The organism is Haloarcula amylolytica JCM 13557, from assembly GCF_000336615.1.
Classification (GTDB): domain Archaea; phylum Halobacteriota; class Halobacteria; order Halobacteriales; family Haloarculaceae; genus Haloarcula; species Haloarcula amylolytica.
This window is the reverse complement of record NZ_AOLW01000011.1, coordinates 112202-134702: the sequence shown is the minus strand read 5'-3', so window position 1 is coordinate 134702 and position 22501 is coordinate 112202. Positions and strand designations below refer to the sequence as shown.

Here is a 22501-nt window from a genome sequence, read left to right as displayed (position 1 = left end):
CTACTCGTGGCGTGAGCTAGTCAGTACAGACGAACCAATTATTGACGCTAACTGATCAAGAGTGCTAATCCGAAACAGTCTCAACGCGATATTCATATCCAAGTTTCTCACGTAGCTGACGGAACGCCTCCAGTACCTCTTCTCGGTCTTCACCGGCAGGAATCTCGACGTGTGCTGGTGAAGTGGCACTCTCCGGATTCAGCACTCGCCAAACCGTTCGACGAAGTAACGACTCCTCGGATACCGGCTTCCAATCGAGACNATCTCGACGTGTGCTGGTGAAGTGGCACTCTCCGGATTCAGCACTCGCCAAACCGTTCGACGAAGTAACGACTCCTCGGATACCGGCTTCCAATCGAGACGGAGGGCATCCTCAGAAAACAGTACAGTCACCTGCTTCAGCCGTTCCAAATCATATGATGTGCTCTTCTCTTTATTGGAGTAGTACAGCGAGTCCCATTTCAAATCATACGTGGTATCGTCAGTTGTCCAGGAGACAAGCCCGCCAAACGGGACAACAGCCGACCCTCGTACCGGATCAAGTGTCTCGTTCAATTCCTCAATTACTCCCTCGTGTCCACCCGCGTTGATTTCTCGGATATGGGTCTCGTGCGGTACTGAGCGATACAGCCACGACTGGTCGGTCAGGACTGCAAATTCGTCGAAGTAGAACAGACGGTCCGTCCACGCATCAGTATCACCGTCCGGGATTTCGAGTACTGACTCAATCAACGCCCGGTCCTCGGGAAGCACCGCTCGAAATTCGTGATCCGAACGGACAAAGATACATTTCGAGTCGGGAACCCGCACTATAGTAACAATTGAAACGATGTACACACTGATCGCACTACCGTCGTGCGATCAGGTGTGCATTGATTTTCAATGGCTCCTATAGCTCCCGTTGTACCGTCTCAAATTGACCGTGTTTTGGCTCAAGCTCTAGGTGGACAACGGTTCCGTAGCCCATCAGAACGCGAATCGCCCGGTTCTCGACTGTCACACCGCCGAGTTCGTCCCAGTCCTTAACACCGGATAGATTCCGAGAGACGAGTCTATGTGTCGGTTCTGCAGCATCGAACGTCTCTGTAAACCCCATTGTTGTCGCGTACTCCCGGGGTTATTAAAATCCTCAGCAGTGAGATATGCTAATTCAGTTACAGTCAACACAGGGGAACTCTTTACCGGGTCAAACTTCTGGTAGGACGTATGGAGGCAGTTCAACGGATGCTGTTTCGTGAACCAGACGGACGACGGAAGGGCCTCTTATTCTCACTCTTCTCGTTCATTTGCATCCTTGGGTGGGTGTATTTCGGTATTGTACTCAACGGCCCTCACAACATGCTCTTTTTGGGTATCGCGTTTGCGTTCTCTGGATTAGCCGAATCCCTTCCTCCGAACCGACAACGTTCGGCAGGGGTACTTCGAATACTTGGTCTCGGTATCCTCGTTGTCTTCCTTGCTCTCCTCATAGTGGTTCCAGAATCAATATGGGGTTGAGCGCAAGCAAACGGGTTTGACAACTACTTTAGCGACGGGGCGAGGCTGGTCACAGACACGTTCCCGCATGCGGCTAACGCGACAAAGATGTCACTGCTGGTGAATACATTCTTAATCGTACGACGTAAATGGCCATGCATGGGACTGCGTTGTGAGCTATTTGGACACGACTTCGGGGAGTCGACGATAGAGGAGTCGTACGACGAAGGTAAGCGGGGCACTGTTCTAACTGTTCGGGAATACAAGTCTTGCGAGCGCTGTGAGCATATCCGAGATATCTCTGAGAATCAAGGCCTGATATCCACCACAGAGGAATCGAAAGCGAATGGCGAGCGGTCGGATGAAGTCGAACACAGAACCGAAAACAAGGGGCCAGCAGGGGTGAGAGAGACCGCGGAGGTCGAGACCGAAGCGAGAGACCCGGTGCAGGCAGCAGACGAAACGGAACCGACCGAACCACCCGCATCAACGATGGCCGTGTCAGACAATGTGGCAGAAACATCTCCAGATGCGGAGGCGAGTGACGAGTCACCGGCGGTGACCGAATCGGGGCTTCTGGAAACGACTGATGACGCCGTGATACTGTCGGAGACACAGGAACCAGATGACGACAGCGACACGCCGTCAAGTAGCGACGATGCAGTCCTCATTGATGATGCTGCTACAGACACGGCAGAACCGTCGTCTGAAACCCCCGAAGAACCGGGTATTGGAAACGGTCGAGACGGGCAGTCGTATACGGCGGACCGCTCAAAGAATACCACAAGCGACTCGGTTCCGACGTATCAGTGTCCGAGGTGTGAGTTCGAACTCCCCGCGAGTGAATCGTCGTTCTTTCCCGGTGACGTTTGCCCACAGTGTCGGGTCGGCTACCTCGAGGACGTATCGGATGGTGAGTCGTAGGTGCTCGATGGGACGTACCCTCGTGAGGGATGGTCGACGTCAAACAGTGTTTTCGCGAGGAGAGCGTACTCAGTAGTTTTGAAACAGCAGTTTTCGGACGTCGTCTTTCGTCCGGGCGCTCACCGTTGAACCGTCGGGAAGTGTGACTTCGTATGGTTCGTCGGTCTCGTCTGACCGGGTCCACTTCTCGTCATGTTCGGTTAGCAAACGGTTGGCAGCGGAAAGAGTATCACTCGGAGTGTCGTCAACTGCCGCGTTCGACTCGGCCGCGTCGGCGCTTTCGATGGTATCGGATGACGGTGTGGTCTGTGTTGGCGTACCGTTCTGTGCGACGTCACGTCCGTCGTTTGGCGTGTTCCCCGGCCTAGTTGGGCCGGCGGCCGCCTCCTCGCCCCCCTCGTTCGCTCTTTTTTCAGGTTCGATATCCGCGAGGCGATCCGCAAGCTCACTCGTTCCAAGTGCTGCGAGCAGTTTCCCTCGCATCTCGTCGGCCTCAATACCGCTACCGGGAACGTCTGGCACCTCGGAGGCGATGTGTTGGAGTTCCGGATACTCAGCCGAGGCGAGTCGCTCGTAGTCGGTACGGCTCAGGCCTTGCTCGTCTTCCAGCTGGTCCGGCGGTGTGTATGTATCGAGGAGGTAGTCAACGACATCTTGCGTACGAATGTGCCCGTACGTCTCGATGAACGCGTCTTCGAGATCCTCCCGAATCGTCGTCAAGTCATCCTGTTGTGTGTCCGTAATCTCGATCTCCGGCATCACCTCCAATATCGGTCGCCCATCTCATAACTCGTTCCCTGGACGGCGATAACTGACGGAACCATTGTATAGCAGAGGCACGCATGGTCTAGTATGCGGTGTCCCCGCTGCGAATCCGATCTCAGCACGTATACGCTTGCGACCGCTGACCAGACAGCTATCGTCTGTGAATCGTGCGGCTTCGCAGACATCTCTGCGTCGCATCACAACGAGGCTTCCCCCCCAGAGTCCTGGGAGTTCGCTCTCGCTCGGTTCAACGAGCATCCTGATTCTAACCCCGGTAAACCCGAAAACACCGGCCGTACACCCAGCGTCCCGATTCCGGAACGGGACGAGCCCACAGACCGACCAGAGTTCTCGCTTGAACAGGCTGGTGTCGCGGTGGGAATATCTCTGGGGTCCGACGCTAACAGGTTCCGACAGGACGCTGCTGACGAATTGAACCGTGTTTTCGACGAGAACGAAATTGAACAGAGCGGGGAGGTTACAGCCAAATCTAATGAGAACGATGAGAATAGCCAAGACACGGAAACTGAAGCCGACGAAAACGGGGACGAAACTGAGTAGCGTCCGACGTCAGTGGTCTTGCCTGGACGAGGGCCAGTAGAATGTTCCGGCTGACGCCGGCGAACAGTGCTTCTATTCGAGACCAACCGTTACTCGGCGGTGGTGTCAGATTCTTCGGCCTGCTCGTTTTGCCCCTCGCGCTCTTCTTCCGACCGCGCTGCGACGAGTGCGCCCTGTGCGACACTATATAATGGATTCTCGGCTTGGCGGACGTCGCTGATTGAGAACGGTATCTCGGATTCGTTGATCCGTTCGGCGAACAACTCTTCGAAGCCGTCAGGACTGGATGTCCCACCAGTCACGACGACCGGGACATCCAGTCCCTCCTCGACATCTTCCTCATCGACTTCACTGATGATGTTCTCGATGACATAGTCGAGGAGATTGTCGTAATAGATACTCAGTGCACCTTCAATACCGCCGACGTCCGTCTCGAAGTTGAGTGCGAAGTCCTCTTCTTTAACCGAGGTGACCTTATCGACGGGCGTGCCAGTCGCCTGTGCAGCCTGCTCGTCGATCCAGTCGCCACCGCGTGCGATGGAGAACTTCATTACGGGGACTGCATAGTACGACAGACAGACGTTGGTCATCCCGGCGCCGAAGCTGATACCGAGGCCAGTGAACTCACGGTTGGCAAGCTCGGAGTAGATGACGGCCATCCCTTCATTGATCGGTTCCGGGCTGTAGCCCATATCAGTGAGTAGGGATTCAATCGTCTTTTGATGATATAGCGTCGAGACATCGGCATCGATTGGGTCCGCGGGAACCGAGAAAAACAGGCGCTCATTCGGGAACTCCGGCTGTCCCACTACCTGTTCAGTAATGAGCTTGATCATCGGAATAGCTGATTGCTCGTCGCTCGAGAGAATCCCGGCTTGCATCGGGCGGCGTGTCTCCTCACTGAAGATGTTCGCGAAATTCAGGGCGTCATCGCCAACGATGTAGACGCGATCATCCTTGCGGATGTGGAGAACATCACTTCTCGACAGCATCTGTTCGGCCATGTCGCTGTAGTCAATTTCGACGAAGGAGTTCCGCTGCTGCACGAATACCGTTTCGTTACCATCTTGGCGTGCAGACAGGAGGTTCATCGTACCGACATCGAGACCTTGGGGCATACAGTTGTATTCCTCCCACCAAGTTGAAAAAACTATCCTGTTTTGTTGCAATAGGTTACATGTTATTTATGAAAACAGACGGAATGGTTCGTAGGAACATATTACTCTGGGTTACCCCACGCAACGAGAGAACCACAGCGGAGTGTCCGTGGTGAGCAGACAGTCTATTCAAACAACAACGACCGAAGACGGGTAACAATGCTTCGTTGCTCTTTGACACCGGTTTCCACATCGTCATCTTCGGCCTGCTCATTTCGAAACTGCGTGAGAGCGTCGACCTGTTCTTCGGTACCGGTGCTTCGTTCTGTCTTTGATTGGCCACCCTGTAGCTGTCTGAGCCCATCTACTGCGTCATCAACGTCATTGCTGTCGGCTCGTGTCGTGGTCGCCTCGGAATTCTCGATAGCCGTCCGATCGAGGTCAGAGTCCGTTTCTGGCATATCCAGATTTAGCCGCTTAGTTTTGGGCTGCTGTTCGACACCACCCCACGATAGTTCCGCTCCGTCTAGTGCCTGTTCGATATCGTCGTCCACATCTGCTTTGCTGACAGACTCCGACTCGCTCTCGGCCGACTCGACTGGTTCAGTTGAGTCGCTTGGGGTTGCCGCTTTCTCGAGGTAGTGTGCAACCAGCGCCGCTCCTGTTGAGGCCGCAAGCATGACTAAGCCAGTGGCGTAAACGCTGATCGTCCAGACGCTGCCGTTGACTCCGCCACTGTTCGTCCACCCATACGGAAAGACATTAACCAGAATTATCGTTGCGGCGAGACAGAACAACGTGCCGGCGGCACTGACGACCCGGGTCTTGAAACCGACTGGGAGGAGTACGACGACGCTCAACAGCACGGAGGGCAGTCCGACGAACCCGACGACGAGCGCAACCTCACGAATCTGCCAGTACGGTGCGCTCCCGGACTCCAGAACGTTACTGTACAGAAAGAGGCAGAATCCGACGATGGCAAGCGTAACTCCAGCAAAAAAGAGTCCGAACCCAACGTAGATATCTCGCTCTTTAGCCGGTTCGCCGACATATTCGTGATAAACCGACGCAAGCGTGTCGCGATAGCCCGACACTGAGTCGGCAGACTCTGGGGACCTGTCCGATGTAGATGCAGAGCTCATTCCGTTTGTTATTTGGTTCCGATGGGTGTTAAAGATGGGCTTACCCTATTTCGTTCGATCCTGCCTCCGGGGAGCGAGGGGGAGCGGCGACACGCTGGTTCAGGGGCGCGAGGGCGTCACTCCCTCCTTGATGGTGATCCCGTCGTTCTGAATGTGGACGAAGATCGTTCGTTCGGGCTCGTCGGAGACTGTCACGGCAGCGACTGATTCATGTTGTCTATCGAGAACAGCTTTAACCCTGTAGCAGCCAGCCTGTAGCAAGTTGACCGAACAGCCGGACTGGCCTGACAAGAGCTGATAGTGGGCTCTATGGCAACATATCTCGCTGTCGTATATTTCTATGCGGACATCATGTTTGGTATCGGTGGTGTTTCTGATGTGGAGGTCTTCGTGCGCCAGACGCCACTGTTCACTGTTCGTCGACAGAAGTTTACGACTACTGGAGGGCATGTCGACATTGTATCTATACTGCAGTTACGAATATGTCTTATGGATAGACAGTATCTCTCTATGTCATTACGGTGAACTCACATGTAGTGTAGATATATACTAGTTCCCAATCGGTACCTATTCATGTCTAATCTGGCAAAGCAGCTCCCCGGAGTCTTGGAGGCGCAAGAAGCCAGATGCCATCTGTACCGTGTGTCCTCTTCACGGACGACTTCGCCGTCGTGGACGCGGGCATCGCGTTGCGTCTTCGAAGCGGATATCCGCTGAAAATTGGCGGTCGCTCGCGGTTGTTCTGGCTCTCGGCACGGTTCTGGTGATGGCGGTGAGCGGCCCTCTGGTCCTTGTTGGGCAGTCCTCGGCGTCTCACACTATATGGCGATATTCGTAGGGGCAACAGTGGCATCGTCCGATTCGATCGCTGCGACCCAGCGGCGCTGGCTACCGGTCACGTCCACGCCGACAGCTTCGTCCCACAACCGGCGACGACGGCGTCGATCAATCCGTCGCAGACGATGAAATACGACCGAGCCAGCCCGGTCACTCGGGGTTTTCGCCACGCTCAGTCGGTGTACCAGTACGCCCAGAGGATCAACACGCCTTGCAGCGGCAACCGTGCCCAGCGGACCAACACAGAGGGATCGCCACCACCCGTCCCCTCGATAGTGACCATGGAGACAGCCATATAGACGTTTGCGGGAAAGATCGCGACGAGCAATGCGATCGTCGCCCACGCGGCGTACGAACGCGTCCGGGGCACCAACAGGCCGAGCCCGACAGCGATTTCCGCGACGCCGGACAGATACACCAGCGCAAGTGCCGCCGGCAAGACCGGTGGCACGATCTGGACGTATAGTTCCGGCACGACGAAATGCAATCCTCCCGCGACGACATACAGGAGCGCCATCACGTAGCACAACGGCCGTTTGAACTGTCGCAAGCCAACACGCATCTACTACCGTGTATGGGGACCAGTGGAAAGCAAGTTGGGATTTGTCCTCCAGTGAGAACGGAGTCTCGGTCTCTCACCCCGGAAGGAAGAGATTAAGAATTGCGACGACCAAGCCGGCGAGTCCCATCCGCGCTGCGGCAACGTACCACCGCTGACCCGAAATCGAGCCCATGTAAGCGCCGAACGCACCCAACACACCGATACCCAGGCCGACCGAGATGAGTGCTGCTTCTACCATTGTGACAACGGTCCCCGCGACAACGAACGGGGTCAGTGGAATCAGAACCCCGATGAGTGGCCCCAGGCCGCTCATCATGGCGTGTACGAAGCGGGCACCGCTCTGGTCGCGTTGAACGCGGGTATCGTCGAGGTCTTTGAGCATCGCTCGCTCGATACGTCTGATTTCGGCCCGGGTTTCGGCACGTTCGATTTCCCAGACGCTCCAGACCGCAGACGTCCCGAGACCGACTGCCGCGCCCAGTCCGATTTTGATGACAGTGGAGCCGTCTGAAACTCCCGAAAGGACAGCGCCGACGATAATGCCGATGCACGTCAGCGTCCCGTCGAAGCCGTTCGAGATGAAGTACCGGCGCGAGATTGCGAGGACGTCGTCCTTCCCGAGAAGACGCCTGAGGAGTTGTCGAATGGACGTCACGGCGCGTCAGGCATCCTGTAACGTCCGTCGGTCCGTCACGACGCTGTCACCGCAGGCAACCTGGTCCACAGAGTGTACTGACCCGCCGAGGTTTTCGATCGTCTCTTCGATTGCCTCGAAGTCCAGCTCTTCGCCTTCGAACGTGAGCTTGACGTTTTGTACTTCCTGATCTAGTTCGATCAGAGACGAAGTGACGCCCTCGACGCACTCAATTTCGGCCAGCTGATCGGTGAACATCAGCAGGGGCGGATCGTGGGGTTTCAGTACATCGATAACGAGGCGTCGGACTGCTGCCATATCTCAATACGGTGGGGGGATTGGCTTAAAAATGTGTGTCAGCGCCGTCCTGCCGACGCGCCAGCCTTGGTGGGGGCGTAGAGCAATCCGCTGTGTGTCCCAGCCACAGATGGCTGGAGAGCGCTTCGGTAGGCGAGATATTATTAGACGTCACTGCGTAGTCCGTCACACAGCCTCCGAATACAATGTCTCTGAAACCATACCGGGCCGAGTGCTTTGATGCGTAGGCAACGGCACAGAGCGCCCGAGGACCAGAAGCCACAATCAGGAAGTGCGGAAATAGGGACCCGCCTACGGACAACCCGGAACGCCCTCCGCAACCCAGATAGCTGATCCACAGTCCAGCACGCCACTATGTACGACACTATCCTGTTCCCAACCGACGGAAGTGACGCCGCAGAATCGGTTCTTGAGTACGCATTACAGATCGCAGCCGAACACGAGGCGACGATTCACATCATCAACGTCGCCGACACTGGCCGAGACAGTGTCACCACGATTCGTGGAGAGGTCATCGACGTTCTCGAAACAGAAGGGGAGCGCATCGTGGCGGAAGCCGCACAGTCTGCGAAAGATGAAGGCGTTCCTGTCGTCTCTGCGGTCCTCCAGGGTGACCCGCACAAGACGATAGTCGACTACAGCAAACAGTCCGACATCGACTGCATCGTTATGCCGACGCACGGACGGCGCGGGCTCAAGCGAATCCTGCTCGGAAGCGTCACCGAACGCGTCATCAATACGGCAGCGGTTCCCGTCGTTGCGGTCAACCCTGCCGAAGATCGACCACTCGTGTATCCCCCCAAGCACGTCCTCGTCCCGACGGATGGAAGCCGTGGCGCAGCACTCGCAGTGGCAGAGGGGATCGATGTCGCGAGGGCGACGGGAGCAACGCTCCACCTGCTTCACGTTGTCGAGACCGGCGGTCTCGGCCCGGATGCACGCTCCGTCCTGAAAGAGGGGGAGTTGACCGAGCGGGCAAATGAGATTCTGGCCGAAGCGACCGAGAAAGTCGAGGAGACGTCGCTCAACTCGGTCACCAGCGTCATCGAACACGGGACCACCTCGAAGGTGATTTGCGACTACATCGACGAGAACGAAATCGATCTCGCGATCATGGGGACCCACGGACAGACTGACTTCAGCAGGTACGTCATGGGTGGTGTCAGCGCCAAAATCGTCCGGCAGTCCACAGTTCCGGTGGCGTGGGTTCGCGAGCCTGAATCCGCATCAAATGAGTAGTTCAGTCCGTGAATCGGCCGACACACACCAGAGCACGGGCCTGATAAAGCTCTCCGCGTGAGGGACCTCGCCAAACCTCCCGATATGCGGGAGTGTTTAGTAACTATGGCGTTCATGTAAATCGGATCATGACCGCAGACGACTCACAGTCCGGTGGGGGAACGAACAAGGTGGATGCCGTAATTCGAAAATACGATCTTGTCGGGATGGGTGTAGAACTCGAAGATCGGTGGGTCGGCGCCGACGGGGAGGAAGAAAGTACCCGAGACCTCGCGGACTACTTCAATCAGTCGGTGCTCGAGTCCGCCATCGAAGGGAGCGACGCACCGACATTGAGTGGCGACATCCAGCAGGTCTATCAATCACTTCGCGAAGATGACGCGGACGCCCCGCTCATACGCTCCCGTCTCGAACAGAGCGGGGTCGATATCGAATCGGTGATGGACGACTTTATCTCCCACCAGACGGTGTATCGCTATCTCAAGAACGACCGTGGGGCGGCCCGACCCGAGCGGACGCCCGCAGAACGGAAGGAAAACGCCATCGACTCAATACAGCGGCTTCGGGGCCGAACCACCGCTGTAACGAGGCAGACTATCGAGAGCCTCGAAAAGAACGACGCCATCTCGGCAGGCGATTTCAACGTCATCAACGAGGTGCAGGTGCTGTGTGAGGACTGCGGCCATAGCTACGATATTGTAGCGTTTCTGGAACAGGGTGGCTGCGACTGTCAATCCGCGTGAGGACTCGGACCGTATTATCGAACCGACGCCAAAACCCCAGTATGGTCCTGTAAACCGACAATGCGCCACGCCAGCCGGCGGTCAGCCGAGCCTCGGGAACCGAGCGGTCTTACAGTCGACACCGCAGAACGCGTATTCCGAGACGTTGCCAGCACTATCTCTGGTCGTGACATTACGATACCGGACGTTGTCGTCAATTGATGCGCCGCAGTGATCGCAGTGTCGCGTTTCAATCGAGCTAATTACGACCCTGATAGATTGGCTCTCAACGCTTTCGGGGGCTGCACTCCGCGCTCGGTCGGCGTTTGCGATGTCTGCTGATTGTTGGCTACGGTACTCCTGCGTGTTTTGTGCGTTCATGATGTCGCTGATTATGGGTTTGTAGTTGGTGTCGCAGCGCTTCGTGAGATGGGTCATCGCGACCCGAAAACCGTCGGCTGGTGTTTGGGAACCAGCCAGGACCGACGTTTTCCACCTGTGTGCCGGCGTTTGCCCGCACTGTGGTGGTCTACGTCAGTTTAAAATTTGAAAAATGTAAAAAACGTAAAACCGGATGTGAGGGGGTCTGCACCGATCAAGTGCCGGGACAGCGGGCTTGCCTGCCAAGCCGTACAGTCAGCGCCCGGATTCATGTCTCTATCTTTAATGGATGTTCACTTAATAGTTCCGTGAGTGGCGTTCACATCCAACGAAAATAACTGGCCCAAACCTGTGAGTCCAGCGAGGCTGCACAACGTAGCCGGGGCCTGCAGCGGTCATCACTCTAAGACATCTATAGTACCAATTGAAACGATGGAGACCTGATCGCACTGCTGTCGGGCGACCAGGTGTGCATTGATTTTCAATGGCTACTATAATAGGGACTAACCAAATGATTAAATACGGAAGTCACGTACTGGGAGGTATGGAACCGGGTACCAAAACGGTAGAACCGCCCCGGAAAGCGAGCCAATTAGCGGCTGTAACGTCCGGTTATACGTTTTTTACACTTTCTCCCCGGTAACCCACGTAGCCCACCCCAGTCCGGGCAGTAACCCGGCATAGGCGGAAAACGGCGGTAAAGCGACAAGAGCGATCCAGAGTAATGTGTAACAGTCGACGGAACGAGTCCGACCCCTGTCAACAACGAATCGATACAAACGATGAATGGACAAACTGAGGCGGAGCAGTCACTAGCAACTGCTCGGTACGCTATGGAAGCCAGCGGCAACACGGCCGCTGCCGAACTGAATATCCAAAACAAGTCAACTCGAGTCTTGGTCGGTGGGTCACCGAACTACCGCTGTGATTACTGCGGACAAGTGATCAGCGAACAGATGAAGTTCAGCGGGGTTACGATACGTGATCCGGACGGAGAGATAACGGAGCATTTCTTCTGTGAAGAGGAATGCATGACATCACAATACCCAGATATCTAACACACCTGTTTGGATTGCGATCAGAACAAATATTAGGTCTACAACGAGATAGTATATAATCGAATATTTTTGGATTGTATCCGACAGCATAGAAAAGACAGATGACAGGAAGTGATAGCATACGAGACAGTAGCTGAACTTTCAGCGCAAAAAACAGGTCGTATATATCCACATCGACACCGAATCCAAACAAATACTCTATAACCTCGTTCTGGAAAATTGGACAATATATAAATATCCTCGGAATATTAATATTCAGCGGTACAGAATAAGGGACGGTTTTATATGAGTTCATCAGCCATGAGATCGCATGACATGCTACAACGCGAGCAAAGGAATTCTGTACGAAAACCTTCCAACAGACGTACCGAGACCCGAAGAAGAGGAGAGCAAACTGAGTGCCAGTGACGGTGCCGCAAGCCAAACAGTCGCGAACGACTGAATCTGGAACGTATCTGTTGTCCGACGCTGGAGACTACAGTAACAATTGAAACGAGGTACACACTGACCGCACTGCCGTCGTGCGATGAGGTGGACATTGATTTTCAATGGCGACTATAGCTTCAATCTATACCCAGAAAAGAACGTAGCGGTCGCTCAGCGAGGGTTCTATTCCCGAGTTGTCGTTTCGTTTCAGTAAACAGTATCGGATAGGCCATAGCTGGGTGTCGATTCAACGATTTTGGTCGTAGATCTGGTTTCTGAGGGGTCAATATCGACCAGTCAGTTTTGTCTGTGTATTGCTTTCCCTCTCGCATTCTGTGCGGCTTCCATTACCGCTTCACTTAATGTTGGATGCGTATGGACGGTGGAGCCGATGTCCTGAAGCTTTGCACCCATTTCGATCATGGCTGCGATTTCTGCGATCAACTCGGATGCCTCCGGACCGACGATCTGTGCACCCATCACACGTTCGGTTTCTTTTGCGGCGACAATTCGGACAAAGCCCTCTGTCCGGTTCGCTGTTAGTGCCCGTCCAGACACCTGGAACTGGAACTCACCTGTAACTGGGGTAATACCCTCGTTCGCAGCTTCGTCCTCCGTCAGCCCGACGGTTCCGATTTCCGGATCGGTGAACACCGCAGCCGGGAGTGCCCGATAATCGACCGCAGCGGGCTCGCCAGCGATTACTTCTGCTGCGACTTCTCCCTCTTTCGAGCCCTTGTGTGCCAGCATCGGCTCACCCGCCACATCGCCGACCGCGAAAATGTGCTCCTTGTTCGTCCGACATCTGCTATCCGTTGGAATGAACCCCTGAGCATCGGTTTCGATGCCGGCAGCTTCGATACCGAGCGTGTCAGTCACCGGGCGTCTACCCACGGCAACGAGTATTCTGTCAGCAGTGAGTTCGATATCGCTATCGTGCGCCGCCTCGTCGGCAGGGACAGCAGTCAGGACGGCTTTACCGTCCGACTCTGCCCAGCTGTCCGCCGTGTACCCGAAGTGAAAGTCGACGCCGAGACGCGCTGCTCGCTGTCGGACTATCGAGGCAATGTCCTCCTGATAGCCGGGAAGCGCCTGCTCTAGGGTCTCAATTACCGAGACGTCGCTCCCGAGTCGGCTGTAGACTGTCGCTAGCTCCATGCCGATGTATCCGGCTCCGACGATGACGAGTTCGTCGGGTACCGTTTCGAAGTTCAGAGCGCCGTCGGAGGAGACGATGCGCTCGTCATCGAAGTCGAACCCCGGAATTTCAATCGGCCGGGACCCCGTTGCGATGACGCAGTGGTCGAATTTCAACGATTCAGAGCCCTGCCCCTCTCCCTGATGGACGATTCTGATCTTGTTCTCAGCAGCAAATTCGGCAGTCCCTTTTAACAGATTCACGCCGGCTGCCGTACACAGTTGCTCGATACCGCTCGTTAGTTGGTCGACGATGCCGTCTTTCCAGCTCATCATCTCGTCGAGCGCCACTGTTGGGTCCGCGTAAATCCCCAGTTCCTCCGCCTGGCCCGCCTCCGATGCCAGTTCTGAACCGTTTAGCAGCGCTTTAGAGGGGATACAGCCACGGTTGAGACAGGCTCCCCCGTACGCTCCTTTTTCAACGAGAGTGATATCGAGGTCAAGCTGTGCAGCGCGGATTGCGGCGACGTATCCGCCGGGGCCCGCGCCAATAACCAGTACATCAGTCGAGGTAGTGACATCTCCGACGACCATTATTCTAGTAATAGCAGGTTTGGATTTCGCAGGTACTTCTGTATGGAGTTCGTGAACCGTGCGGCGTCTGCGCCGTCGAGCACTCGGTGGTCGAACGACAGCGATAGTGTCATCACATGACGGGGTTCTATCGTCTCTTCACCATCGGCTTCGACAACCCGTGGCTTCTTTTTGATCTCTCCCAGTGCCAGGATTGCGCTTTCCGGCTGATTGATGATCGGTGTTCCGTACTCCCCGCCGATGCCGCCGATGTTCGAGATAGTGAACGTCCCGCCACGCATCTCCTCCGGCGAAAGACTCCGTTCTCTCGCTCTCTGGGTTTTTTCGTTGGTTTCCGATGCGACTTCGAGCAGGCCTTTCGCATCAACGTGCTCGACAACGGGAACCAGCAGCCCGGCATCAGTCGCCGTTGCGACACCGATGTTGTAATACTCCTTTTCGACGATTTCTTCGTTTGCTTCGTCGAGGGAGGCGTTTACCTGTGGGTTCTCTTGCAGGGCCGCGGCACACGCTTTCATCACGAACGGCATGTACGTCAGTCGTATATCGTGCTCCTCGGCCGCCTGTTTGAGTGTCGAACGAGCGTCGACCAGCGCAGTAACGTCGACCTCGTCCTGATGCGTGACGTGCGGGGCCGTATATTTCGACTCCGTCATCGCGGCTCCGATCGTCTGTCTGATCCCGTTGTACGGCGTCCGAGACTCCGGGCGCGCCGGCTCGTCAGCCGCTGCCCTCTCGGCTACCGCTTCTTGATCCTTTTTCTGTGCCTGCTGTTGGGCCTTTGCGTACTCTCGGACCGCTTCGAGCGTGACAAAGGGTTCTCCGTCCTTTCGTTCATCAGTAGGGACATTGTCGAGATCGACCCCTTCCTCGGCTGCGACGTGTCTGGTCTTCGGGACGGCCACCGTCGTCTCCCGGTCTGCCGTTTTTCTCGCCTGAACTGGGCTGACAGACTGCGTCGAAGTTGCCTGCTGTTTTTGTCGCTCTGCAGCAGCGGTCCGCTGGTTTGACTGCGCCTGCGTCGAGGAGTGAGAGTCCGTGTTCGCGTACGCGCGGACATCCGACTCCGTTATACGTCCCGGAGACGAGTCCGCAATGCTGGAGATATCGACGCCCAGTTCACGGGCGAGACGCCGCACAGACGGCGGAGCGGCGACCTGGACGCGCTGTGTCACCGCTGGTTCTGACTGCGTATCTTCGACTGGCTGTGTTGGTGCTTCGTCGTCGGTTTGGTACCCGCTGTCCGCAGTGGCGTCGTCTGCAGGCGTTTCAGTTCCGTCCGGTTCGGCTTCCCCTTCGACCCGGAAGACGATAATCACGTCACCGACTGGGACTGTCTCACCTTCCGCGGCACGGAGTTCTTCGACAACACCGTCGACGGGGGACGGGACGTCGACGACGGCTTTGTCGGTCTCGACTTCCGCTACTGGCTGGTCTTCCGAAACTGAATCGCCCGGCGCAACCCGCCAGCGAAGCAGTTCGCCCTCGGCGACGCCTTCACCGACATCGGGGAGTTCGAATTCGCGTACCATGTTAGAAATCGACTGTTTCGCGGATGCCGTCTTGGATACGGACCGCCTGTGGCAGATAGTAATCCTCCAGCGAATGGAGCGGCATGGGGGCATCGAAGCCGGCGATTCGTTTGATTGGCGCTTCCTGATGAACGAGCGCTTCCTCCTGGATCGTCGTTGCGATTTCCGCCCCTAGTCCGACGGTCTTCGGTGCTTCGTGTACAATCGCGGCTCTGCCGGTCTTTTTGAACGAGTTCGTAATCGTCTCTACATCGAGGGGTGACAGGGTCCGCAGGTCGATGACCTCGACATCGATGCCATGTGACTGGCTGAGGTTCTCCGCGGCGATCAGGGCGGGCCGGGTCATTGCTCCCCACGTATAGACTGAAATATCGCTTCCCTCCCGCCGGACAGCAGCCTCACTCAGCGACACTTCATACGGTTTTGCCGGGACGTCTTCACGGAAGGCCCGATAGATCAACTTCGGCTCGAGGAAGATGACCGGATCCGGGTCGTGGATGGACGCCGCCAGAAGTCCCTTCGCATCGTAGGGGGTGCTCGGCGAGACGACCTTGAGGCCGGGCTCGTGCACGAAGAACGCTTCCTTTGACTCGGAGTGGTGTTCCGGGGCCCGGATTCCACCGCCGTATGGAGCCCGTATCACCATCGGCACCGAGTACTGTCCCTGGCTACGGCTCCGGAGGCGCGCAGCGTGACTGACGATCTGGTCGAATGCAGGGTACATGAAGCCCATGAACTGCATCTCGGGCACAGGCTTCATCCCGGTCTGGGCGAGACCGATCGATGCACCCACGATGCCGGCCTCTGCCAACGGCGTGTCGATGACGCGGTCTTCGCCGAACTCCTCGTAGAGCTGGTCGGTTGCTCTGAAAACACCGCCGTTCTTCCCAACGTCTTCGCCCAGAACGACGACACTGTCGTCCCGTGACATTTCCGTGTACAGCCCGTCCTGTATCGCCTCGACGAGGGTGAGACGCTGTGCGTTTTGCCCCGTCTGCGTACTGGCTGTCGAACTCATTCCAGCACCTCCGAGAACGCGCCGTCGTCATACTTCTCGCGCAGCCGGTTCAGTTCGTCCCGCTGTTCTTCGAGCCGCGCTGGAACGTCCTCGTACACGTGCTCGACGATGTTGTCCGGACTCGTCTCTGTCTGTTCCGCCGTTTCTATCGCCTCGCTGACTTCTTGTTCGATACTGTCCTGGATCTCACTCTCAAGGTCGGAATCGAGGATGCCCTCGTTGTACAGGTACGTTTCAATGCGGTCCACAGGGTCGCGGTCGCGCCAGGCCTCTTCTTCCGATTCGTCTCTGTACACAGACGGGTCATCCGCAGTGGTGTGTGCACCGAAGCGATACTGGACGGACTCGATAAGCGTTGGACGTAGCTCTCCGGGACCCGGATTCCGGGCTTTCTCCAGTGCCGCACTGGCGACTTTGTAGACCGCCAGCGGGTCCAGCCCGTCGACTCGAACGCCGTCGATACCGTAGGCCTGTGCTTTTTCAGCGATGGTTTCGCTCGCCGTCTGTCGCTCGCGGGGGACCGAAATCGCCCATTGGTTGTTGTTACAGACGAATACAGCTGGGACGTCGAACACCCCGGCGAAGTTCAGTCCTTCGTGGAAGTCTCCTTCGGAGGTCGCACCGTCGCCGAGGTGACACAGGACGGCCGTATCGGTCTTTCCCTGTAGCTTGTGTCCCCACGCCATTCCCATGGCCTGTGGAACCTGGGTCGCAATCGGAATGTACTCCGGCATCACGTTGACGTCATCGGGGATCGCGTACCCGTCCCGATAGCCTCTCAGTGGCTCGAAAAGGGACACAAGGTCCATCCCGTGGGCGTACTTCGCCGCGTGCTCCCTGTAGGTCGGGAACAGCCAGTCCTGCTCGGCAAGTGCCAGGCTCGTGGCGACTTGTGACCCTTCTTGGCCCGTCATTGGTGCGTACGTCGCTAGCCGCCCCTGTCGCTGGAAGCTGATCGCCCGCTGGTCGAAGTGACGAGCGAGCTTGATAGTCTCATACAACTCAAGTAACTGCCTGTCTGAAATGTCCGGAACAGACGCCTGTGGTAAGACGTTGCCTTCAGCATCCAGTACCTGGACTAGATCCGAGTCTTCTCTGACGGCCGCTGGCACGTCCTTGCTTCCTGCTTCGTTTTTCATATTCATTGTTTTCGATGATGTTTTTTGTATTTGACAGACGCTCCCTCAACAGACCCTGATAACCCGAACAGCCGCTGAGTACGGCTCCCCGAGCGTGTTCAAGGCTGGCGTTTTCCACCGGGCACAGGGACCACCTGTGCGCTGGCAGTCTACGCCAGTTTAAATGTCGAAAATGTAAAAAATGGAGCTGTGGAAGAGGGCAGTGCCCAATCCATTAACTGCCGGGACAGCTGACCTGCGTGGCAGGCGATAGGGTTCGAGCCCGGATGCATATGTGGAGTCTGACATGGTAGATACTTATTGTTTGTGCGACATTCGTTCACACGCCACAGTAGCTATCCCGGTGTGAGCGGTGACAGTTACTGGTCCAAAAGGACGTAGAGACAACGACAAGTACAACATATTTGACTATTATATCCACCCTCCCTATCTTGTGATGATGGTAACACAACATATATTCAGACGCTAATACGGATAGGTCGATATAACGAGGTGCTGTGAAGAACTAAATACGTTTAAATATCTACAACTACACTGAATCCGGGGCTGCAGTGTGGAAATCCGTTCGCTGATTATGGGCCGTCAAGGACTCAACGGCCCGTGCCGGCTCGACGGCCCGTACAGTATCTCGTGTCGACGCCTTCCTGTGGCAAAAAGCAGTCTCCAAGCCAGTGCTTGGGGACGGGAGCTACCCGCCGAGGAAGTCCTCGCGAACCTGCTGGTCGTTGAGAAGTGCTTCACCACTGTCTTCGTGTCGGTTCTGTCCCTGCACAAGGACGTAGCCGCGGTCGCACCGCCGCAATGCCTCTTTGGCGTTTTGCTCGACGAGGAGGACAGCGGTTCCGGCGTCATTGATCTCGTCGATGCGGTCAAACATCTCGTCGACGAGGTCCGGTGCGAGGCCTGCACTTGGCTCATCAAGCAGTAACAGATCGGGATCGAGCATGAGCGCACGGCCCATCGCCAGCATCTGCTGTTGCCCGCCTGAAAGTGTGCCCGCCTTCTGCTCTGACCGCGTTTCCAGTATCGGGAAGCGGTCGTAAACTGCCTGTAGCCGCTCTTCCGGGAACTGGTCCAGCGTGTATGCACCCATCTTGAGGTTCTCCGTGACCGTCAGCGGCTCGAACACGTTGTTGCTCTGGGGGACAAAGCTCAGCCCATACGAGATGATATCTTCCGGTTGTTCGCCAGCGATATCCCTGTCATCGAATACGATCTCGCCCCCCATGTACGTCGTCAGTCCGAACACCGACTTCATCACAGTGGACTTGCCCGCGCCGTTCGGGCCGACGATGGTGATGTACTCACTCTTTCCGACTTCCATGTCGACATCTGTGAGGATCTGCAGGTCGCCGTACCCGGCGTCCAGCTGCTGCACCGACAGCAAACTCATATTTTCACCTCTTCCCCGAGATATGCGTCGAGCACTCTGTCGTTGTTTTTCACTGCCTCCGGTTGCCCCTCTGTGAGAACACTTCCCTGATGCATAACGATGACCGTATCGCAGTTGTTCATGATAACGTCCATATCGTGTTCGACGAAGAGGAAGGTGTAGCCACGCTCTTTGAGCGTGTGCAACCGGTCGATGAGTTTCTCCTCGAGTGTCGGATTGACTCCCGCAAGCGGTTCGTCCAGCAGCACCATCTCGGGGTCGGTCATGAGCACGCGCGCCATCTCCAGAAGCTTCCGTTGCCCCCCTGAGAGATTGCCGGCGGATTCGTGCGCGACGTGTTCGATCTCGAACAGTTCGAGCATCTCCCAGGCCTGTTCCCGGAGCTCCTTTTCCTGTTCGACGACCTTCGTTCTGGCTCGCGGGAGGACCGCTCGCCAGACTGCTTCGCCGGCCTGGTTCTGTGGTGCCAGCAGCAGGTTTTCCAGCACGGTCATCTCCGATAGCTCCCGTGCGATCTGGAAGGTCCGGACGAGGCCCTGGTTTGCGACCTGATCCGACCGGTACCCCGTTATCTCCGTGTCGTTGAACTCGACTTCGCCCCCGTCCGGGCGTTGCACACCGGTAATCAGGTCGAACGTCGTCGACTTGCCAGCCCCGTTCGGGCCAATCAGGCCGGTGATCGACCCCTTTTCGACGTGGAAAGAGACGTCGGCGACAGCGGTAATACCGCCAAACGTCTTTCGTAGGTTCTCCACTTTGAGTATCTGCTCTTGCTGTCCCTTCTGGGTCTGGTCGCTCCGTGCTGAGTGCGCGTTCTTACTCATTGTCGTCCTCGCGAGTCGCCTGTTGTGCGAGGTCAACGCTCGATGCGATTGCTTTTCGATGGCCAAGCAGCCCGTCCGGATGCCGTTGCATGAGATACACCAGAACGGTACCTAGCAGCATGAGACGGAGCGCGGAGATGCTCACGTCCTGCACGGAATAGGCCAGCAGCGGCGTGACATCAAGGGTCCCCAGCTCGGCAAGGGCACCGACAAGCGTGTCGGGGGCGTTGCTGAGCTGGAGATACTCTGCCACGACCCGGCGGACGAACGAGGGTCCCTCGAAGAGCAGACTCGCGAACAGAGCACCGCCGACGATACTTCCCGTTGGCGACCCAGTCCCGCCGATAAACAGCGCAATGAAGATGTAGAACGTCTGTATCGGCTTGAACATCCGTGGCGATGCATAGCCTCCGGAGAGCCGCCAGAGGATGGCGATCAAGCCCATGAGCGCACAGCCGAGCGCGAACGTCTTGATCTTGAACAGGCGCGTGTCTTTCCCCAGCGCCTGCGTGACCTGCTGGTCCTCGCGGATGCTCTTGAGGACCCTGCCGAAGGGTGACTTCCCGATACGGATCATCAGCCAGTACAGGAGGCCGAGACAGAGACACAGCACGACCACGTACGCCCAGCCGATGACCAGCGTCTGCTCGATTCCCAGTGGTTCCACGGCGCTGAACATCGCCGCACCCAGCGCATTGGGCGCCGGGGCTGTTGCGGCCGGGTCTGTGTAAAAGAGAATCCGGATCGGGTTCGATGGGAGGGACAGGCCCGTCGCACCGCCAGTCCCGAATGCGACGCCGGCAATGCGAGTGTTCGCGAATTCCGGGGCACGGAGTGTGAGGCGAACGATTTCCGAGAACGCGACAGTTACGATTGCGAGATAGTCGGCACGGAGTCGGATCGCCGGCAACGCTGCGAGGCCGCCGACGACCCCGGTCACGAGGATAGCAGCCACGATGGCGACCGGAAGCGGCAGCCCGAAGCCGGGTGGACTGGCCGTCACTGGGGCGGCCAGTATCCCCATCGTGTACACACCGATCGCCATGAACCCGGCCGCTCCGAGATTGAACAGGCCCGCGTACCCCCACTGGAGGTTCAGTGCGAGCGCTAACATGGCGTAGATCGCCGAGAGGAACGCAACACGACGGAGCGTGTTGACTGTGCCGTTCAGCTGGAACCCGAGAACGACACTGAAAAGCGCGTACAGTCCCCCGATCGCGAGAGCAAGCGCGACAAGCAGGCGCACGTCATTGTTGCCAAGCCAGCCCTCAGCCCGCGCCTGAATGGAACCCGTACTCATGCCGTCGTCCTCCCACTGAACAGACCCGACGGGCGCACGAGCAGCATGACGATCATAATGACGAATGCCGCAACCAGGAGGAAGCTAGCCGGGATCCAGACGAGCGCGAGTCGACTCGCGATGCCGAGGATGACCCCGCCGACCATTGCGCCGTAGATCGAGCCGACACCGCCGAGGATGACCGCTGCGAACACCAGTAACAGCAGGTCCCACCCCATTGTAACTGTGAGCGTTCCCTGCTGTAACGCGATAAGAAAGCCCGCACACCCGGTAAGCCCGCCGCCGATAATCCATGTGAGCTTGACGACGCGCTCCGTTGGGATGCCCGTGACTTTTGCGAGGTCTTTGTTCGCAGCCATTGCGCGCATCGCCATGCCGATTTTGGTGTACTGGAGCAGAATGTGCGTGCCGAGCATCAGGAGTGCGGCGACGACGACCAGCGTAATCTGGTGCCCTCCGAACGTGACATCCGCGATGGTAAATTGGGGGACGTTGCCGCCTGTCAATCCGCGGCTGTCAGTCAGGAACGAAAAGGTGAGGAAATTACGAAGGAACAGTGCGACGCCGACGCTGGCAATCATCAGCGTCACGCCGTCGGCACTGCGCATCGGTTTGAACACGATTCGATCCAGCAAAAGCGAGAGGACGGCTGTGAGGGCCGCGGCGACGAGTAATCCAGCCAGAAGCGCCAGTGGGGTGTTGACGACGTTTATTCCGAGCTCATTCGAACCGACTGCGATTGGGCCGCCGATGAGGACGAGCGCTTCGACGGAGAATTCCCCCAGGCCCGCAATCAGAAACGCTGTCGCCCATCCGGCGAACGCACCGCTCGTAATCAAGTCACCGTGGGCAAAGTTCGCGAAATTGAGGATACTGTACGTCATCGAGAGGCCGACACCGGCCAGTCCAAGCGACATCCCAAGCACCAGTCCGTTCCAGAGATAACTCATGAGGTCTGTGACGACGATTGTGCCAGTGCCTAACTGTCGAAGGATGTCGAATACGAGAAACACGCCGATAACGGCGAATATAACGAGTACTGGGCGGTTGTATAGTAGATTCTGTCCACGGCTGTAGTAGTCTCGTGCCGCCATATTATCGTGCTCTGTACCCAGTGTTAAAAATCTTGATGTAAAATCGTCATAGAATCACAGGGAACCGAAGATATACGCCCGTTTCATGCTAGTACTACACACGGTAATTACCAACATATATCAGACATTGTAACTAAGTCAGGCGAGCTTTGCAACCGCAGGCGTTGATATCAGGGTTCAGCGTTGATACCAGGGGTCAGTACACAACCGCGGGCGCATACGCTCCCGACTTCGGCAGTGCTTCCTTGAATCGCATATGTATCTATGTCCACGACGAGAAATATGAAACCGATTGCCGGAAGGCGAAGTCAGTCGCGAGTCCCTGCTG

Annotated in this window: 20 protein-coding genes; 4 read left to right on the top strand and 16 right to left on the bottom strand. The window is 56.8% G+C overall.

Annotation, left to right across the window (positions count from 1 at the left end):
* Positions 1-889: 889 nt before the first annotated feature.
* Positions 890-1096 carry a hypothetical protein gene (locus C442_RS05370; protein ID WP_049942843.1) on the bottom strand — a complete coding sequence of 69 codons (207 nt, stop codon included), beginning with the start codon at positions 1094-1096 and terminating at the stop codon, positions 890-892.
* Between the two features lie 488 nt (positions 1097-1584).
* On the opposite strand from C442_RS05370, the gene C442_RS22575 reads away from it, so the two are divergent.
* A complete protein-coding gene (locus tag C442_RS22575) occupies positions 1585-2400 on the top strand; it encodes a DUF7093 family protein (RefSeq protein WP_239642263.1) in 816 nt (271 codons plus the stop codon).
* A gap of 69 nt (positions 2401-2469) precedes the next feature.
* Here C442_RS22575 and C442_RS05360 read toward each other — a convergent pair whose 3' ends face one another.
* From C442_RS05360 to C442_RS05345, 3 genes are all read right to left on the bottom strand, one after another.
* A complete protein-coding gene (locus C442_RS05360; protein ID WP_008308467.1) occupies positions 2470-3159 on the bottom strand; it encodes a hypothetical protein in 690 nt (229 codons plus the stop codon).
* A 656-nt stretch (positions 3160-3815) separates the two neighbouring features.
* Entirely contained in the window at positions 3816-4844 is a 1029-nt protein-coding gene (locus C442_RS05350; RefSeq protein ID WP_014030841.1) for a disk-shape morphogenesis protein volactin, read from the bottom strand.
* A gap of 164 nt (positions 4845-5008) precedes the next feature.
* Complete coding sequence (locus C442_RS05345; protein WP_239642262.1) at positions 5009-5965, bottom strand: DUF7139 domain-containing protein; 957 nt, start codon at positions 5963-5965, stop codon at positions 5009-5011.
* Positions 5966-6591: 626 nt separating this feature from the next.
* Here C442_RS05345 and C442_RS21800 point away from each other — a divergent pair.
* Positions 6592-6732, top strand: a complete 141-nt coding sequence (locus C442_RS21800) for a hypothetical protein (RefSeq protein ID WP_161606620.1) — start codon at positions 6592-6594, stop codon at positions 6730-6732.
* 242 nt (positions 6733-6974) lie between these two features.
* On the opposite strand, the gene C442_RS05335 is transcribed toward C442_RS21800, so the two are convergent.
* From C442_RS05335 to C442_RS05325, 3 genes are all read right to left on the bottom strand, one after another.
* The gene (locus C442_RS05335; protein ID WP_008308456.1) at positions 6975-7364 is read right to left on the bottom strand and encodes a DoxX family protein; all 390 of its coding nucleotides are present in this window, start codon (positions 7362-7364) and stop codon (positions 6975-6977) included.
* 73 nt (positions 7365-7437) lie between these two features.
* Positions 7438-8019: a VIT1/CCC1 transporter family protein gene (locus C442_RS05330; protein ID WP_008308454.1), complete on the bottom strand. Its 582-nt coding sequence runs from the start codon at positions 8017-8019 to the stop codon at positions 7438-7440.
* A gap of 6 nt (positions 8020-8025) precedes the next feature.
* Positions 8026-8316, bottom strand: a complete 291-nt coding sequence (locus tag C442_RS05325; protein ID WP_008308452.1) for a DUF211 domain-containing protein — start codon at positions 8314-8316, stop codon at positions 8026-8028.
* Between the two features lie 354 nt (positions 8317-8670).
* Here C442_RS05325 and C442_RS05320 point away from each other — a divergent pair, with 354 nt between their 5' ends.
* Complete coding sequence (locus C442_RS05320; RefSeq protein ID WP_008308450.1) at positions 8671-9555, top strand: universal stress protein; 885 nt, start codon at positions 8671-8673, stop codon at positions 9553-9555.
* Positions 9556-9683: 128 nt separating this feature from the next.
* Positions 9684-10298 (top strand): rod-determining factor RdfA, encoded by a 615-nt coding sequence (gene rdfA, locus C442_RS05315; RefSeq protein WP_008308448.1) that lies wholly within the window; start codon positions 9684-9686, stop codon positions 10296-10298.
* Between the two features lie 81 nt (positions 10299-10379).
* Here the strand turns inward: rdfA and C442_RS23215 are convergent, their stop codons facing one another.
* From C442_RS23215 to C442_RS05265, 9 genes are all read right to left on the bottom strand, one after another.
* Positions 10380-10658: a DUF7576 family protein gene (locus tag C442_RS23215; protein ID WP_044952666.1), complete on the bottom strand. Its 279-nt coding sequence runs from the start codon at positions 10656-10658 to the stop codon at positions 10380-10382.
* Positions 10659-12439: 1781 nt separating this feature from the next.
* Complete coding sequence (gene lpdA, locus C442_RS05300) at positions 12440-13873, bottom strand: dihydrolipoyl dehydrogenase (protein ID WP_008308444.1); 1434 nt, start codon at positions 13871-13873, stop codon at positions 12440-12442.
* Positions 13873-15405 carry a dihydrolipoamide acetyltransferase family protein gene (locus tag C442_RS05295; RefSeq protein WP_008308443.1) on the bottom strand — a complete coding sequence of 511 codons (1533 nt, stop codon included), beginning with the start codon at positions 15403-15405 and terminating at the stop codon, positions 13873-13875. The genes lpdA and C442_RS05295 overlap by 1 nt, the downstream gene beginning before the upstream one ends.
* Position 15406: 1 nt before the next feature.
* Entirely contained in the window at positions 15407-16423 is a 1017-nt protein-coding gene (locus C442_RS05290) for an alpha-ketoacid dehydrogenase subunit beta (protein WP_008308442.1), read from the bottom strand.
* Entirely contained in the window at positions 16420-17568 is a 1149-nt protein-coding gene (pdhA, locus tag C442_RS05285; protein ID WP_008308441.1) for a pyruvate dehydrogenase (acetyl-transferring) E1 component subunit alpha, read from the bottom strand. Before pdhA ends, C442_RS05290 begins: the two co-directional genes overlap by 4 nt.
* Before the next feature lie 682 nt (positions 17569-18250).
* Complete coding sequence (locus tag C442_RS05280) at positions 18251-18955, bottom strand: ABC transporter ATP-binding protein (RefSeq protein ID WP_008308440.1); 705 nt, start codon at positions 18953-18955, stop codon at positions 18251-18253.
* On the bottom strand, positions 18952-19779 hold the full coding sequence (locus tag C442_RS05275) for an ABC transporter ATP-binding protein (protein WP_008308439.1): 828 nt from the start codon (positions 19777-19779) through the stop codon (positions 18952-18954). The genes C442_RS05280 and C442_RS05275 overlap by 4 nt, the downstream gene beginning before the upstream one ends.
* Positions 19772-21079 carry a branched-chain amino acid ABC transporter permease gene (locus tag C442_RS05270; RefSeq protein ID WP_008308438.1) on the bottom strand — a complete coding sequence of 436 codons (1308 nt, stop codon included), beginning with the start codon at positions 21077-21079 and terminating at the stop codon, positions 19772-19774. Before C442_RS05270 ends, C442_RS05275 begins: the two co-directional genes overlap by 8 nt.
* Positions 21076-22173: a branched-chain amino acid ABC transporter permease gene (locus tag C442_RS05265; RefSeq protein ID WP_008308437.1), complete on the bottom strand. Its 1098-nt coding sequence runs from the start codon at positions 22171-22173 to the stop codon at positions 21076-21078. Before C442_RS05265 ends, C442_RS05270 begins: the two co-directional genes overlap by 4 nt.
* Positions 22174-22501: the final 328 nt, after the last annotated feature.

Coding starts and splice junctions, on each gene's coding strand:
- C442_RS05350 (WP_014030841.1), bottom strand. CDS start 4,844: ATGCCCCAAGGTCTCGATGTCGGTACGATGAACCTCCTGTCTGCACGC.
- lpdA (WP_008308444.1), bottom strand. CDS start 13,873: ATGGTCGTCGGAGATGTCACTACCTCGACTGATGTACTGGTTATTGGC.
- C442_RS05345 (WP_239642262.1), bottom strand. CDS start 5,965: ATGAGCTCTGCATCTACATCGGACAGGTCCCCAGAGTCTGCCGACTCA.
- C442_RS05280 (WP_008308440.1), bottom strand. CDS start 18,955: ATGAGTTTGCTGTCGGTGCAGCAGCTGGACGCCGGGTACGGCGACCTG.
- C442_RS05270 (WP_008308438.1), bottom strand. CDS start 21,079: ATGAGTACGGGTTCCATTCAGGCGCGGGCTGAGGGCTGGCTTGGCAAC.
- rdfA (WP_008308448.1), top strand. CDS start 9,684: ATGACCGCAGACGACTCACAGTCCGGTGGGGGAACGAACAAGGTGGAT.
- C442_RS05275 (WP_008308439.1), bottom strand. CDS start 19,779: ATGAGTAAGAACGCGCACTCAGCACGGAGCGACCAGACCCAGAAGGGA.
- C442_RS05360 (WP_008308467.1), bottom strand. CDS start 3,159: ATGCCGGAGATCGAGATTACGGACACACAACAGGATGACTTGACGACG.
- C442_RS05290 (WP_008308442.1), bottom strand. CDS start 16,423: ATGAGTTCGACAGCCAGTACGCAGACGGGGCAAAACGCACAGCGTCTC.
- C442_RS05295 (WP_008308443.1), bottom strand. CDS start 15,405: ATGGTACGCGAATTCGAACTCCCCGATGTCGGTGAAGGCGTCGCCGAG.
- C442_RS23215 (WP_044952666.1), bottom strand. CDS start 10,658: ATGAACGCACAAAACACGCAGGAGTACCGTAGCCAACAATCAGCAGAC.
- C442_RS22575 (WP_239642263.1), top strand. CDS start 1,585: ATGTCACTGCTGGTGAATACATTCTTAATCGTACGACGTAAATGGCCA.
- C442_RS05335 (WP_008308456.1), bottom strand. CDS start 7,364: ATGCGTGTTGGCTTGCGACAGTTCAAACGGCCGTTGTGCTACGTGATG.
- pdhA (WP_008308441.1), bottom strand. CDS start 17,568: ATGAATATGAAAAACGAAGCAGGAAGCAAGGACGTGCCAGCGGCCGTC.
- C442_RS05370 (WP_049942843.1), bottom strand. CDS start 1,096: ATGGGGTTTACAGAGACGTTCGATGCTGCAGAACCGACACATAGACTC.
- C442_RS05325 (WP_008308452.1), bottom strand. CDS start 8,316: ATGGCAGCAGTCCGACGCCTCGTTATCGATGTACTGAAACCCCACGAT.
- C442_RS05265 (WP_008308437.1), bottom strand. CDS start 22,173: ATGGCGGCACGAGACTACTACAGCCGTGGACAGAATCTACTATACAAC.
- C442_RS21800 (WP_161606620.1), top strand. CDS start 6,592: ATGCCATCTGTACCGTGTGTCCTCTTCACGGACGACTTCGCCGTCGTG.
- C442_RS05320 (WP_008308450.1), top strand. CDS start 8,671: ATGTACGACACTATCCTGTTCCCAACCGACGGAAGTGACGCCGCAGAA.